This window comes from Legionella stuttgartensis (assembly GCF_977063405.2).
Genome location: NZ_CDRUHA020000110.1, coordinates 95,703 through 108,838 on the forward strand (window position 1 = coordinate 95,703; position 13,136 = coordinate 108,838).

Genomic DNA, 13,136 nt, shown 5'->3' on the forward strand with positions numbered 1-13,136 from the left:
CCCTTTTAGCGCGTACCTAAGTTCTCAGTAGTTTTTGGACCTAACATAATAGGTACCTCTCCCTGAGTACCATAAATATCAGGTCTACCACCAATATGGAAACCACGTTTGAGACTAGAAACGCGCCGCGCAGTTACCGTAATGTCTTTATTAGTAGTTCTTCCATTCACAATAGTTGGTCTTAATAAAATGACAAGCTCCGTTTTTTGAGAGTCTTGTTTTGTCGCGCGCACTAAAGTGCCTAAAAACGGGATATTACCAAACCAAGGCAACTGCCCTATTCCTTCCGTAGTTGTATCTTGCATCAAACCACCAATAACCACTACTTGGCCATTTTTAGCATGTACCATAGTATCTGATTCACGAATGGTGCTATTGGCTAAAGGTAAATCCAATATCCCACCTTGAGTTCCTAAATCAATGACTTTGCGTTGGTCTTTCACCAAGCTTACGGTAGGATGTATATGTAAAGTAACTTGACCATTTGCATCAATTTGTGGTGTAACATCCAACGTAATACCCGAGAAAAACGGAGTCAAGTTAACATTTAACATCGGTTGAGTCACAAGACTCGAAGTGACAATATTTTGATTTTGGGATACGTTAGTTACAAAAAATTCGTCAAATCCTACTTTTATTGCTGCGCTTTGATTATTCATGGCAGTAACGCGTGGGCTTGAAAGAACCTGAACGTTTCCTTGAGTTTCTAATGCTTGAATCACCGAGGTAAAATCTTGAGGATTCCAGTGAATGTCGATATCAAACGCTTTAGGGAAACTCGATTGAGAAATATCAACTTCTGGGAAATTACTTAATGCGTTGAGCCTTGCTCCAAAAATTTTCCAATCAATTCCCATTTGGAATTGATTGGTCAAATTGACCTCCAGGATTTTAGCTTCCAGAATCACTTGTCGGTCCATACTGTTTTGCACCATGTCCAAATAACGTTCGACGTGTTTGAGCTCTCGAGGTGCAGCATGGACAACAACTAAGCCAGCCATTTTATTGACCGTTACAGTGCGACCATCCTCTTTACCTACCATCTTTTTGACGGTATTTTCAAGTGACTTCCAAAAATCGATATTACTTTTGGTTTCCACATCACCAACGACAGCACTATAGTTTTGATTTCCATTACTTAGTACCCCAGAAATATTTCCACCAGAAACTGAGGTTCCTGTGCCACCTGGGCCTCCAGGAGAGCCCGCATTGGTCACTTCACCCGAACTTACCGTCATGCTTGAACGACTTTTTCGTTCTAATTCAAGATAATTTACTTTAAAAATCTGGGTTCTTAACGTGTTAGGTAAAATTTCATATCCACCCGGAATAGCATTAAAGGAATAACCATATGCATCCTCTAATGCTTGGAGGACTTGCTCTACAGTAACCCGTTTCATGCTTAAGGTAATATTGCCTTTAATTTCAGGACTCACCACCATATTGGTTGAAGTATCCGCGACCAATCCCATATAAAAGGCTTGGGCGGGCACATTTTTAACCGCTATATCAAAACGTTGGGGACCACCTCGGGATCGTGCATCACGGATTTTTAAGCTTGGAAGTAATGCTCTGACCGGGCTTCCTCGCCCCTTAGTATGATCTTTTCTCATGATTATTTTATTATTAGCAACGCCTTGTTGCATCACTTTATTCATCTCATCAATAGCAGTTCCCTTTATGGGAGCATGAGTGTTGCAGGCAGTAAGAAATAAAGAAACTGCTACTATGATCCCTCTTCTCATCAATGAGTCTTCCACAAGCGTTTGCCAAATAAATATAGAATCTTTCTATGTCCAGCGTAGAACAATACCACATGATTTTTATCAATAGCAAGAACACGAGCGCCCTGAATGCTACTGCCTGTTCCTACAATTTGACCATTAATCATAGCCAATCGCCGCATTGGCCCAATCAAAATACTTTGCAAATTAAAATCATCCTCATCTATTGATGATTCATGAACTAATGGGCTTATAATCGGTTTTGTTGGATCATATAATGCAGCATAACCGATATTCATTAAGTTAAAACAACAAAAGTAAAAGATAATGAATTGTTTTTTTATGCTCATTGATTTTGCCCTCTTTTTATTATCAGTTGAGCACTTTGGGGTTTTAAAGTATAAAAATCGACCGTTACCAATCCTTCCGGATATTTTGTTACCGTATAATCAAATTTGTCCCAATAGAGTTGCCATGGTAATTGTTCCAGACGTTGCAAATACCTCATCACAGGGAAATAAGTGCCCCGCATAACTAGGCGATAATGATTCGCTTGTATGGTTGATGGAAGTGCTGGCGTTTTAACTAGAGGCGTTTTAGATGGTGCTGCATCACTTGTTTGTTGGTTCACAGGAGGAGGAGGTGCTGGTGGTAGCGCAACCGTAGCAAAACTCTCAATAGTTACCCCCATTGTTTGTTTCAACATATCATGCAGTAGCTTTGCTAAATCACGTCCCGCAATATAACGCTTATTATAATGGATGAGTTTTTTATCGAGACTCGTAATCTCAGTAGATAAGTCTCTAATATGAGTAATAACTTTTACTGTTTCCGGGTTGCTGATCAAAATTTCAACGATCTTCTTTTTCTGTGTCAATATAGTAAGCTGTTCGTTTATCTTTTGGATTTGTTGTTCTTTGTGATGTTTTGAATTTATTATTGGCTTTACAACAGCAAAAAACCATAAAATAATAAAAACGATTATGGTAATGAAGAGTAACAAGATTCTATCGCGCTCACTCAGATGATCAATTTTTTGTTTTACTAAATATAATTGCTTTGAATAAAAGAACTTTAAATCCATTCACTTTACTCCCTGGGCATTTTTAGCTTGATCAGTTTGTTCAGTAATTGCTTCCTCCTGGGGACCGAGCGCATGGGTAGCAATAGAAAATTTCAAATAAGGATGATTTTTAATCGTTTTTACAAAAAATAAATTGAAGATGACATTTTTAAAAGAATTGGTCGTTAATAATTGACTCATCAGTTCCGATACTGAATCAGGACGAATGGCATACCCATTTAAGGTAATACTATTAGCATCATGATCAATTTGAATTTGATTTAGCCATAAAGTATTTGATGTTGTTTGAGCTAAATCAAACATATATTCAGAAAATCCGCGCCGAACAACAAGATGCTCCAAGGAGTTAAGTTCAATTTTCTTAGCTTGCAGTTTTTTCTCAAGGGTTTTAACGCGGGCTACAAAAGGAATATCGCTGACGAGCAACGGATAGGTCTTCGCCAATTTATTGTACTCGGCTTGTGCGTGCATTAAGCTCTTTTGAGTCCTCCTAAAGGATTTATAAGTTTGGAAATTAATTAACGCAAGAACTATTGAGATAATAGCTAAAGTAACCAAGGTAATAAGGACAATCCACCCCATTAATGAGGCAGTTAATCGACTGGTACTTTTAGGAAGACCCTTGAGAAAATTTATCGATTGACTCATGATCTACTTTCCCTATCTAGAAGCATTAGGGCACCACCAATAGCATAGAAAACCTTTTCCAGAGTTTCGGGAGCAATGGGTTTAGACGAAAAAAACGAATTAATATCTAATAACCTTACATCCTTATTAAGTTCTTCTTGTAAATAGGCAAATAAATCTGCTGCCTTATAAAAACTGGGCGTGAAGAAAATTTGTTTTGGCTCAGGAAGTTTCAGTTCCATTAAACAATAATCAATACTACGTTGAATTTCCAATAACATATCCTGATTTTTAGAATTATTGGGTTGTATAATGGTTTTACTCATAGGTAAGGTACGAAACAGATACAAGTCTCCCATGTAATATACATGGTGTTGACAGTTCTCATCATCATAACTAATGACGATGAGTGGCGCTGTGGTCGATACTGGCTCAAGAGATAAGATTTTGCTTAAAGCCAACTCACTAATACTCACTCCAGTAACATTTAATAGACAACTTTCCATCATCGATATGTGACTGAGTAATGCAGACTGTAATGTCACCGCAACAAAAGCTTTTTTTCTTTTGCTGCCCGCACCATGTGGGGGTACCGTAAAAACATCTACAACGATATCATTTAAGGGATAATCGACTAAACCTTTAAGTTGCCAACGTAATGCTTTTGCGAGTTCATTTTCAGGAACTTCGGGGGTATCTATTAATAGCAGCTGGTATAAGCTTGGGGAAAGAATTACTTGGCATGGGCGTCCAACTAAATGATGTTTATTAACATCGTCTTCTAAGCATTTAGCAATATAAACAGGAGATGGTTCAGAAGAATAATGCTCTTCACAAAAAAGGATGTGCTGATTATCAGTTAAGCCCACAAGTGAATATCCGAACTCACTAAGAAAGCAAGATAGAGGTTGAGGCGATTTAAATTTACCCAATCCAAACATGGATCATCCTGATCATTGTTCATGAATGGCAGTATAAACTGAGCTACATACGATTGTCGATTGAAAAAAATTGATAATTTAAGGTCGGAAAATTGTTTATGACATATTACTTAAGTACACTGTATTGATCATAGGAACGCTTTCATTACCATTGCTTAAAGTCATATCGATTGTTACAGCACGAACCGCCGTCAATGTTGTCGTTAAGGTAAAATTGGATTGATAATAAGTGAGAGAAAAGCGAGTCACTTGGTTATTGAGTGTCTGAGCTGAAGCACCTGTTCTTAACAAAATCGGACTGGACCAACTATAAGATATAGTTGAACCATCGGTGGTGGTAAATGTCATATTGGTTGGGTTAATTGTTGAAAAACGATTTGCCTGTTGTAACTCTTTAGTCATGCGTGCCATAGCCATCGTTGCCTGATTGGTCAACGCAGTAACTTTTACTCCTGTAAAATAGTTAGTAAACCCCGCACTTAACATAAGAGATACTGCAGACAAAACCACACCTGTGATAATCATCACAATCAACATTTCAATGAGAGTAAATCCTTTAGTTGTTCGCATAATTATAGACCCTTGCATTAATGGTAGCGCTCCCGGAACCCGTTACATTCAGGGTAATTACTTTGGGATTGGAGCCTAAAATAGTAGGATCACTGACAACAAAATCGTTTTCTAATGCATAATTCGATAATGCCATACAGATATCAAGACTTGGTGTACTAGTACATGGATCGTCTAGGCCTGTATAACCATTTATATCACGGTTCATTAATATTATTTGCATACGTGCATTGGCTAAAAAACTTGCTTGAGGTGTTCCTCTAGGTATACCGCTGTAACGTTGTGCTTGATTTATCCCAATCAACAATCCGCTTACAATAATCCCTATAGTTACTATAAAAACTATCAGCTCAATGATAGAGAAACCGCTCTGTTTCTGCTTTGACATACCGTTCCCTCATTGGTTAAGCAATACAGTAGGGACTACTCCCGCCCCAGTTCCCGAGCCTAACCCACTGACAGAATTAAGAGTAAAACTCGTAGGAAGTGAAATAGCAGTCCAAGCCCCGCCTGTATAGCGGTACGCGACAGCACCCGCACCTACAGCTAAACAGTCGTTTGCGGCATTACAATGCACTCCCAATAAATTCAGTGTTCCAGGAGATGTTTGAGCTACGCATGATGCATTAGAGGTAATAGGAATACTGCAATTAAAAATGACTCCATTATTTCCTACCACCATACAGTTACCCGTGCTCGGGCAGTGCACTTCATTAAGCGACTGGCTACTAATATTAAACGCATTACTCCATGCAACGCCATTAAAATAATGTACCGCGCCAATGCTGCGTACAAGTACACAACTATTCGATTGGACACAGTCAATGTCATTTAAAGTACCTCCTATATTAGTCCGATTGCCAAATGGGTTAGTAGAATTTATCGGAAACATATAAACATCATTAGGAAGAGTGGCCATGCAAATATCATTAGCACAACTCACACTTGAGACTGGGACACTCCCCATACCATTCGTGCTATAAGGTAGACCAATCCCCGTATAATACATCAGTGGCCACTGTGGGCTTTTGCCTTGTCCTACTATCCAACAAAGAGTTGGATATTTAGGGGCATCACAAGAAACTGCGATAAAATTTGCATTGATAACCGTTCCTAATAAAGCCCACGAGCTTCCATTAAATCGAAAGATATAGCCCAAGTTAATAACCGAAGAACCTACAGCCAGGCCATAATTAGTGCTAATTTCTACCCCTCTAAGGGTAACACCAGGGGCTGTCAGTACTGTTGACCACGAAGTGCCATCATATTTGAGAATAACACCGTTTGAACCTTGAGTCCCCACAGCATAATAAGCTCCTCCTTGAGACAATAATACTGCTTGATAGAGCGTTACCTTGCCATTAGGCGCATCTAGAGAAGGGGCACCAGCTTGACTGCTAATTATATATTGTGACTGACTGGCAGTTGCGCCAGAAAGATGGGCTGCCGCGGTTGTACCATTTTGTCCTCGTCGCAAATTGAGCAAGGTATTTCCGCTTATCCCATCATAGAAAATAATTTCTGAATCAATAGCTATGGCTCCAAAACCACCTAAATTGGCAACAGAAGCAAGTTGCATTGATGAAGAAGTAGCCGTCAGCGTACTAGTAATCGTTGTGGTGGCTTGGTTTTGACTGCAACTGTATTGGTATTCCCCTTGCCCCGTAACAGTGACAATCGAGCTCCATGTATTATTGCACGCTCCAAGTGATAATTGGTAACTGCCATTTTCAATACCAGCTTTAGCCAAATCAAAAGCATTATTTGCAGATATAGTACTTATGGTTGAATTAGTGCCACTTACAATCATCGAAACAAAGGCTGTAGCAAGCCCACCCACTACAACAAGTAAGACAGCAATAACCATCATTAAAAAACCAGATTGCTTACCCATTCACGAACCCCGTTTCTGCAGAAACTGTCAGTGTGTTGGTACCGACTCCAGATGCTGTAATTGTGATTGAAGCGCCTGATGCGGGCGCCCCCATTGAATTAAAGGTAATGCTCACCGAAGATAGTGTAATCCCTGTAGGCATGCTCACAGAGTATGCGCCATTGGGAGGATTGGGAGCAATCGTATAGCTATTTGTTGAAAGAATAATACTATAGTTTGTATTTAAACTAGTCGCCAAAGTTTGAGTATAACGTATATCACGTCTTAATTGTTCTGTTATGGAAGACAAACTGTAAAGTGATACTGATGGAGTTTTTATCCCAAAAAATAGTGCCACAAGGGTAATAATCAAAATCATCACAATGAGTTCGATAAGGGTAAAGCCAGATGTTCGTCGCATCACAAATACCTGTAATTAAAATACTCCTAGCTTTTAAAAAATATAGTACCGCTGACTTTATTTAATTGCTATGTATCTGTTTAAAAACAAAAATTATCAGTAATAAAAAATGGAAAACGTCTTGCCCATGGTCTAGCATAAAATCATAGAGGGTACAAATGATCAAGTGAGGCAGAGAAAAATGAAAAAAATAATAGTTGCCTTAATCATCGCGGGCTCATCTATTCTATTAAGTAATTGTGATACGAAGTGTTGTGACGATGGCCTAGGACATTGCATTCAAACAGGGACTAGCACATGCCCTAAGACTGATTATAATGCCTGGTGGTATTAAACACTTTTAAAACCGTATTACTCATCAATTAATTCATTTTGAATGGTTACATAATCAATTTTTCCTGAAGGTAATACTGGAATTTTACTTCCTGGAACAATTTTATGTGGAACAAGTAATTCCGAATAACTCAGTTCCTTTATTCGCTTAACAAAGCTGGTTTTATCTGCACTTTCAGCCTCACTATATAATATAATTTGCTCTCCTTTTTTTGGACTTTTCTTGCTTACTGCAGCATGCAATAACTCAGGCCAAATTGAGGCAGCAACACCCTCTACAGCAGTAAGCGAAACCATTTCCCCGGCAATCTTCGCAAAACGTTTTGCTCGGCCCGCAATAGTAATAAAACCTTCTTCATTCATAGTCACGATATCACCCGTATCATGCCAGCCCTCTTCAGGAGTAACAATCGCTCCCGACTTTTCGGAAGAGAGATAACCTTTCATGATATTAGGGCCACGCAACATTAACCGGCCTCCTTCAGCGATGCCATCTACAGGCTGAATCCGACTTTCCATAGAAGGTAGCAACATCCCCACACTACCTGGGATAGAAGCTAAAGGACAATTCATAGAAATCACTGGCGAAGCCTCTGTTGCACCATACCCTTCATAAACTTTTACTCCAAAAGTGTCTATCCAATGTCGAATTGTTTCCGGCTTCACTTTTTCTGCTCCAGCAAAAATATAACGTACACTACTAAAATCATGTCGTTCTGCGGCTCGAGCATAACCTGTTAAAAAGGTATCGGTTCCAAGCATAATGCTAGCACCGGTTTGATAAATTAATCCCGGAATTATTTTATAATGCAAAGGAGAGGGATAAAAAAAGCAACTAATTCCATGTATTAGTGGCAGAATTGCGCCCGTTGTTAATCCAAAACAATGAAATATAGGTAAGGAATCGAAAAATTTATCACGAGAAGAAAAATCCACTCGAGAAGTTAATTGGCAACAATTTGCCAGTAAATTAGCATGCGTTAAAACAACTCCCTTCGGAAGTCCTTCTGAACCCGAAGTAAATAATATAACTCCTGGATCCTCTGCAGAAACCGGGTTACCAATTAATCGATATGCTCGAGAAGGAAAGATCCCCTTGAATATCCCGGAAAGCTTATTGGCTAATGTTATGGAAGACTTAAAATCTTCAAGGAAATAAATCTTTATCCCTGCATTCTGTAATCCTTTGACCAAGTCGTCCAGTTTAGCTGTATCAATGAATTGTCTTGCCGTATAAATTGTTTTTACTTCTGCAACATCACAAGTAGCTAATAAATTATGAAGTCCCAAGCTAAAATTCAGCATGGCTGGAATACGTCGATATGCATGTAAAGCAAAAAAGGTGACCATTCCCGCAATCGTGGTAGGAAGCATGACACCGACATGTTCTCCTACTTGAGTTTGGTCCTTGATTTGTCGGCCTAAAATAAAACAACGTGCAAGAAATTGTTTGGCAGTTAATGGCGCACGATTAGAGTCTTCAATTTTTGCTTTATTCTTTGTCCCTAATACGACTCCTTGAATGAGTGCTTCAAACATTGGCATTGGTTGATAGCTATTTTCAAAAGTAAGCTCGCTAATTAATTGAAACAAACGAGTACTCATCGCATTTCGATCAAGAGGCGCATTATCCTCCTGAATATAGGATTGTGTTGGTAATACATGCAAAATAACTTTGGGAAATAAACGAATACGATGTTTATCTTTACTTATAGAAAAAATACTGTGTTGTGCTCCATCGATACGAATCGGAATCACTGAGGCTCCCGCTTTTTGGAGTACCATTCCTGGAGCATCAAAAACCTTCAAGCTCTCTTCTTGCAATCCTATTCCCTGAGGAAAAATAACACAACGCTTCCCTTCTCGTATGGCTTTGATTAAAGCTCTTGCTGCAAAAGCGTTGGTGGAGTCAATGACAATGACATCCGCAAAAAGCATCATCATCTTCATCCAAAGTTTACCCGCTGAGCGTGGAGGGAACGCTACAGTCAATTGCTCAGGTAAAAAAGCAGCAAGCAAAAGTAAATCAATTTTCGAAGTTCTATTGGCAATAATGACTGAGTTAGATTCCGGCTGATAATTTCCTCGCAGCTCCACTTTAAACCAGTAGGCTAAAATTGCTCTAATCCATCTACGAGCACGCTGCTTTTGTCGTTCCTTCCACATAACTTGTTCCATGTTTTTGTTTCTCTTATGAAAATCCGCTCTTGGTTATACCCAATCAATCATCATTTTTCAAGATTGCAACCGATAACCAGGTGTAATAGACTTTCATTATTAACGAACTGTTAAGGACTGTACGATTACAGACACAGATTTATCTCATACAAAAATAACGTCTATGAAATATCGAGTCACTCATCCTATTAAGACAATTTTCATTGTTTTAGCTTTGATATCGCTCATTTCGACTGCCTTTTTTTTTCATAAATATTCAACTGAAATAATTAATTGGATTGAGCATCTTGGCTGGATTGCCCCCATTCTCTTTTTGGTGGTATATTGCCTTGCAACCATCCTGTTCTTGCCAACTATGGTGATCACATTGGCTGGAGGTGCGCTTTTCGGTCCATTGTTTGGCACCCTACTCAACTTATTGGGCGCAACAAGTGGCGCCGCGTTCTCTTTCTTAATTACCCGACACTTGATTTATAATTGGTTTTCCCAAAGAAAAGGAGAAAGGTTAAGCAAACTCATTTCAGCCGTCGAGCAAAAAGGATGGGTAATTGTTGCTTTTCTGCGCTTAGTTCCCATAATCCCGTTTAATATAGTTAATTATGGCTTAGGGATCACCACGATAAAATTCCGACCTTATCTGTTCACTACTTTTATTTTTCTTATTCCAGCTGAGATTGTTTATACCTATTTAGGCTATGCTGGAATGGGAGTTTTAAAACAAGAAGTATTTTATAAAAATAATGTAGTTCTAATAGCAGGCCTAGTTCTCTTGCTATTGTGTGTTATCAAGTTGTTGCATTTTAATCACTACCGTTTTCAAAATGTAGAGAAGAAGATAATTGATTAAGTAATGGATGGTCCACTGCAAAAACAGTTTCATCCAGAGAGCATACAGGACGAATACCCTGTAAGGAATTAGTTACAAAAAGGGCTTCCGCTTCCTTTAACATTGTTTTGGTCACAGAAACCTCCATACAATTTATATCTTGTTGCTTGGAATGCTGGAGAACTCTTGAGCGAGTAATACCAGGAAGCACACCATCTGTTATAGGAGGAGTTAGCAAACAATTATCGTGGATCACAAATAAGTTAGCACATGTAGTATCTGTCGCATGATGCTGCAAGTTAAAAAACAAAGCATCATCCGCAACTGCCGCAATTGCTTGACGACGAGCAAGTATCGCCTCTAAATAATTGACTGATTTAACTTGATATATAGGATTGGCCCCATCTCTTAGCCATGACGCACTAACCAATCGTTGTGGATGGGTTTCTATAGAATAATTAAAAGCTTGAAATGCAAGCTGGCTTACCTGGCCTCGTGCAGCTAAACCTCTAGGTGCAGAACCACCACTTAAAATCGCTTTAATACCACCTTGATACAAATTATCTTGCTTAATTTTATTGAGCAGATGTTCTAACCAATGCTCAAAGGAAAGATCGAAGGGGATATCCAATTTTCGCGCCGAATCAGTTAACCGCTGCCAATGCAAATAAGCACAACATGGCTTGGCTTCCTCTACTCTGAGCGTTTCAAACAACCCCTCGCCCAAAAAGATGCGATCATCTATTGGAAATGCAAAATTACATTCCCCTTCTGTGAGTACTCGTGTTCGTATCATAAACGGTGCTTAACCCTAATTTGTCAGTTGATTCACTACGAAATGATTACTGACGAATTGGGTTTAATAGTCTCCAAAATCGTCCAGTTCATCCCGTAAACGTTTTTCGTCCAACATATTTTCCAATCGCCTACGTGCATCCAAACCACGAGGAACATTTTCCGTAACTTCTGCTTCAACATCCAATTCGCTATCAACATCACCGAAGTCTTCTCCGACTTCTACAACAGCATCTTCATCATCTTCAAACAAATCACTCATACCATTCTCTCAATGAGTTATACTGTACCTAGAACCATCCAAAAGGATCTAAAAACCAGGACGGCTTATATACCTTATTTTTTTTGTCTTGACTAGTTTTTTTTTTAAAAATAGCAATTCCCTGTGATTTTGAGAGTGACAAATTTTTTCCAAGATTTCAATACCTTGAATTTTTACAATAAAGAATCGATAATTTAATAAGCACAATACATTGATAACTTATGACAGATTACGTCAAGAAGGCATTAAGAGATACAATGAAACAAATACGCTCCAAGATATCTGTTTCGTATCGCGCCACAGCTTCAACTCAAGTTTGTACCCGCATCCGCTTGCTGGAGCAATATCGCCATGCCAAGCAAATAGCACTTTATTTTGCGATAAACGGCGAAATTGACTTAGATGAGCTATGGAAAAATGCGCTTTTACAAGGGAAAATTTGTTATTTCCCTGTCCTCAATGAGGATTTAACCCTTTCTTTTTTACCTGCTACAGCGGATACCCCTTTTCAAAAAAATCGCTATGGGATTTCTGAGCCCGATGTTAGTCCTGATTTAGCAATCCCAGTAGAGGAACTGGATTTGGTCTTTGTTCCGTTAGTTGCTTTTGATGTACGCTGTAATCGTGTTGGTATGGGTGCTGGTTATTACGATCGTACCTTTAAAGGCAAAGAAAACTGTCCTTTGCTTGGCGTAGCGTACCAATTCCAACGTGTCGATGAGTACCTCGAACCAGAACCTTGGGATATTCAGCTTAACGCCGTAATAACCCAACGCGCCATTTATTGGTATGGTGGATAATTCTAGTTTTTAGGTTAAAGCATCTGCATTGATTTCCCCAGTACGCACGCGAACCACTTGTTGTAATTCGTAAACAAAAATTTTGCCATCCCCAATCTTACCGGTATATGCTGACTTGCAAATTGCTTCAATCGCAGCTTCCACCATATCATCTGGTAACGCTAATTCAATTTTAATTTTAGGAAGAAAATCCACCACATATTCAGCCCCACGATACAATTCAGTATGACCTTTTTGTCGTCCGAAACCACGCGTTTCAGAAATGGTTATTCCCGGTACTCCAATTTCCATTAATGCCTCATGAACATCATCTAATTTAAAAGGCTTAATAATTGCCATAATCATTTTCATAATATATTCCGCTGTGTTTATACTTTTGTTAGACTCTTTGCAAAAACAAACATGGAGTGATTATGTTCGACCCCAAGCAATTTGATGATTTAGCAAAAAAACTTTTTTCAGCTCTTCCCCCCAGTCTACAAAACATTGAAAAAGACATCCAACAAAAATTTAAAGAAGTGCTTCAAGCTGCCTTTTCTCACATGGAACTTATTACTCGTGAAGAATTTGATGTACAAACCAAAGTTCTGACACGAACTCGCGAAAAAGTAGAACAACTTCAAAAGCAAGTCGATATATTAATGACCCAGCTTAATAAAGATCAAAAATAATTACAAAATAGTTTAAGCGGCGAATAGGAAA

Annotated in this window: 17 protein-coding genes; 4 read left to right on the top strand and 13 right to left on the bottom strand. The window is 38.8% G+C overall.

Annotation, left to right across the window (positions count from 1 at the left end):
- Nucleotides 1–5 precede the first annotated feature (5 nt).
- The 9 genes from mshL to ACWTEW_RS36540 all read right to left on the bottom strand — a co-directional run bounded on the left by mshL (nt 6) and on the right by ACWTEW_RS36540 (nt 7,240).
- A complete protein-coding gene (gene mshL, locus ACWTEW_RS36500) occupies nt 6–1,745 on the bottom strand; it encodes a pilus (MSHA type) biogenesis protein MshL (protein ID WP_454782889.1) in 1,740 nt (579 codons plus the stop codon).
- A complete protein-coding gene (locus ACWTEW_RS36505) occupies nt 1,745–2,074 on the bottom strand; it encodes a hypothetical protein (RefSeq protein ID WP_454782890.1) in 330 nt (109 codons plus the stop codon). The genes mshL and ACWTEW_RS36505 overlap by 1 nt, the downstream gene beginning before the upstream one ends.
- Nucleotides 2,071–2,808: a hypothetical protein gene (locus ACWTEW_RS36510; protein WP_454782891.1), complete on the bottom strand. Its 738-nt coding sequence runs from the start codon at nt 2,806–2,808 to the stop codon at nt 2,071–2,073. Before ACWTEW_RS36510 ends, ACWTEW_RS36505 begins: the two co-directional genes overlap by 4 nt.
- A complete protein-coding gene (locus tag ACWTEW_RS36515) occupies nt 2,809–3,456 on the bottom strand; it encodes a PilN domain-containing protein (protein WP_454782892.1) in 648 nt (215 codons plus the stop codon).
- A complete protein-coding gene (locus ACWTEW_RS36520) occupies nt 3,453–4,376 on the bottom strand; it encodes a hypothetical protein (protein WP_454782893.1) in 924 nt (307 codons plus the stop codon). Before ACWTEW_RS36520 ends, ACWTEW_RS36515 begins: the two co-directional genes overlap by 4 nt.
- 96 nt (nt 4,377–4,472) lie before the next feature.
- Nucleotides 4,473–4,946 (bottom strand): PulJ/GspJ family protein, encoded by a 474-nt coding sequence (locus tag ACWTEW_RS36525; protein WP_454782894.1) that lies wholly within the window; start codon nt 4,944–4,946, stop codon nt 4,473–4,475.
- Nucleotides 4,933–5,334 carry a type IV pilus modification PilV family protein gene (locus ACWTEW_RS36530; RefSeq protein ID WP_454782895.1) on the bottom strand — a complete coding sequence of 134 codons (402 nt, stop codon included), beginning with the start codon at nt 5,332–5,334 and terminating at the stop codon, nt 4,933–4,935. Before ACWTEW_RS36530 ends, ACWTEW_RS36525 begins: the two co-directional genes overlap by 14 nt.
- Nucleotides 5,335–5,343: 9 nt before the next feature.
- On the bottom strand, nt 5,344–6,840 hold the full coding sequence (locus tag ACWTEW_RS36535; protein ID WP_454782896.1) for a hypothetical protein: 1,497 nt from the start codon (nt 6,838–6,840) through the stop codon (nt 5,344–5,346).
- On the bottom strand, nt 6,833–7,240 hold the full coding sequence (locus ACWTEW_RS36540; protein ID WP_454782897.1) for a prepilin-type N-terminal cleavage/methylation domain-containing protein: 408 nt from the start codon (nt 7,238–7,240) through the stop codon (nt 6,833–6,835). The genes ACWTEW_RS36535 and ACWTEW_RS36540 overlap by 8 nt, the downstream gene beginning before the upstream one ends.
- Before the next feature lie 181 nt (nt 7,241–7,421).
- Between ACWTEW_RS36540 and ACWTEW_RS36545 the strand changes: the two genes are divergently transcribed.
- The gene (locus tag ACWTEW_RS36545) at nt 7,422–7,574 is read left to right on the top strand and encodes a hypothetical protein (RefSeq protein WP_158618887.1); all 153 of its coding nucleotides are present in this window, start codon (nt 7,422–7,424) and stop codon (nt 7,572–7,574) included.
- A gap of 17 nt (nt 7,575–7,591) precedes the next feature.
- On the opposite strand, the gene ACWTEW_RS36550 is transcribed toward ACWTEW_RS36545, so the two are convergent.
- Nucleotides 7,592–9,751: an AMP-binding protein gene (locus ACWTEW_RS36550; RefSeq protein ID WP_454782898.1), complete on the bottom strand. Its 2,160-nt coding sequence runs from the start codon at nt 9,749–9,751 to the stop codon at nt 7,592–7,594.
- A 163-nt stretch (nt 9,752–9,914) separates the two neighbouring features.
- Between ACWTEW_RS36550 and ACWTEW_RS36555 the strand changes: the two genes are divergently transcribed.
- Nucleotides 9,915–10,598: a TVP38/TMEM64 family protein gene (locus ACWTEW_RS36555; protein WP_454782899.1), complete on the top strand. Its 684-nt coding sequence runs from the start codon at nt 9,915–9,917 to the stop codon at nt 10,596–10,598.
- Here the strand turns inward: ACWTEW_RS36555 and ACWTEW_RS36560 are convergent.
- Together ACWTEW_RS36560 and ACWTEW_RS36565 are read right to left on the bottom strand one after the other, a co-directional pair.
- Nucleotides 10,552–11,373 carry an aminotransferase class IV gene (locus tag ACWTEW_RS36560; RefSeq protein ID WP_454782900.1) on the bottom strand — a complete coding sequence of 274 codons (822 nt, stop codon included), beginning with the start codon at nt 11,371–11,373 and terminating at the stop codon, nt 10,552–10,554. The genes ACWTEW_RS36555 and ACWTEW_RS36560 overlap by 47 nt on opposite strands.
- Before the next feature lie 63 nt (nt 11,374–11,436).
- The gene (locus ACWTEW_RS36565; protein ID WP_454782901.1) at nt 11,437–11,634 is read right to left on the bottom strand and encodes a PA3496 family putative envelope integrity protein; all 198 of its coding nucleotides are present in this window, start codon (nt 11,632–11,634) and stop codon (nt 11,437–11,439) included.
- 221 nt (nt 11,635–11,855) lie between these two features.
- Here ACWTEW_RS36565 and ACWTEW_RS36570 point away from each other — a divergent pair, with 221 nt between their 5' ends.
- Complete coding sequence (locus ACWTEW_RS36570; protein WP_454782902.1) at nt 11,856–12,434, top strand: 5-formyltetrahydrofolate cyclo-ligase; 579 nt, start codon at nt 11,856–11,858, stop codon at nt 12,432–12,434.
- 9 nt (nt 12,435–12,443) lie between these two features.
- Here ACWTEW_RS36570 and ACWTEW_RS36575 read toward each other — a convergent pair whose 3' ends face one another.
- Nucleotides 12,444–12,785: a P-II family nitrogen regulator gene (locus ACWTEW_RS36575; protein WP_003635241.1), complete on the bottom strand. Its 342-nt coding sequence runs from the start codon at nt 12,783–12,785 to the stop codon at nt 12,444–12,446.
- A gap of 62 nt (nt 12,786–12,847) precedes the next feature.
- Between ACWTEW_RS36575 and ACWTEW_RS36580 the strand changes: the two genes are divergently transcribed.
- Nucleotides 12,848–13,105, top strand: a complete 258-nt coding sequence (locus ACWTEW_RS36580) for an accessory factor UbiK family protein (RefSeq protein WP_454782903.1) — start codon at nt 12,848–12,850, stop codon at nt 13,103–13,105.
- Nucleotides 13,106–13,136 lie beyond the last annotated feature (31 nt).

What these genes read in the sequence shown, in the direction of transcription:
- ACWTEW_RS36510 (WP_454782891.1), bottom strand. Translation starts at nt 2,808, where the DNA reads ATGGATTTAAAGTTCTTTTATTCAAAGCAATTATATTTAGTAAAACAA.
- ACWTEW_RS36520 (WP_454782893.1), bottom strand. Translation starts at nt 4,376, where the DNA reads ATGTTTGGATTGGGTAAATTTAAATCGCCTCAACCTCTATCTTGCTTT.
- ACWTEW_RS36525 (WP_454782894.1), bottom strand. Translation starts at nt 4,946, where the DNA reads ATGCGAACAACTAAAGGATTTACTCTCATTGAAATGTTGATTGTGATG.
- ACWTEW_RS36565 (WP_454782901.1), bottom strand. Translation starts at nt 11,634, where the DNA reads ATGAGTGATTTGTTTGAAGATGATGAAGATGCTGTTGTAGAAGTCGGA.
- ACWTEW_RS36540 (WP_454782897.1), bottom strand. Translation starts at nt 7,240, where the DNA reads ATGCGACGAACATCTGGCTTTACCCTTATCGAACTCATTGTGATGATT.
- mshL (WP_454782889.1), bottom strand. Translation starts at nt 1,745, where the DNA reads ATGAGAAGAGGGATCATAGTAGCAGTTTCTTTATTTCTTACTGCCTGC.
- ACWTEW_RS36560 (WP_454782900.1), bottom strand. Translation starts at nt 11,373, where the DNA reads ATGATACGAACACGAGTACTCACAGAAGGGGAATGTAATTTTGCATTT.
- ACWTEW_RS36570 (WP_454782902.1), top strand. Translation starts at nt 11,856, where the DNA reads ATGACAGATTACGTCAAGAAGGCATTAAGAGATACAATGAAACAAATA.
- ACWTEW_RS36580 (WP_454782903.1), top strand. Translation starts at nt 12,848, where the DNA reads ATGTTCGACCCCAAGCAATTTGATGATTTAGCAAAAAAACTTTTTTCA.
- ACWTEW_RS36505 (WP_454782890.1), bottom strand. Translation starts at nt 2,074, where the DNA reads ATGAGCATAAAAAAACAATTCATTATCTTTTACTTTTGTTGTTTTAAC.
- ACWTEW_RS36545 (WP_158618887.1), top strand. Translation starts at nt 7,422, where the DNA reads ATGAAAAAAATAATAGTTGCCTTAATCATCGCGGGCTCATCTATTCTA.
- ACWTEW_RS36555 (WP_454782899.1), top strand. Translation starts at nt 9,915, where the DNA reads ATGAAATATCGAGTCACTCATCCTATTAAGACAATTTTCATTGTTTTA.
- ACWTEW_RS36575 (WP_003635241.1), bottom strand. Translation starts at nt 12,785, where the DNA reads ATGAAAATGATTATGGCAATTATTAAGCCTTTTAAATTAGATGATGTT.
- ACWTEW_RS36515 (WP_454782892.1), bottom strand. Translation starts at nt 3,456, where the DNA reads ATGAGTCAATCGATAAATTTTCTCAAGGGTCTTCCTAAAAGTACCAGT.
- ACWTEW_RS36535 (WP_454782896.1), bottom strand. Translation starts at nt 6,840, where the DNA reads ATGGGTAAGCAATCTGGTTTTTTAATGATGGTTATTGCTGTCTTACTT.
- ACWTEW_RS36550 (WP_454782898.1), bottom strand. Translation starts at nt 9,751, where the DNA reads ATGGAACAAGTTATGTGGAAGGAACGACAAAAGCAGCGTGCTCGTAGA.
- ACWTEW_RS36530 (WP_454782895.1), bottom strand. Translation starts at nt 5,334, where the DNA reads ATGTCAAAGCAGAAACAGAGCGGTTTCTCTATCATTGAGCTGATAGTT.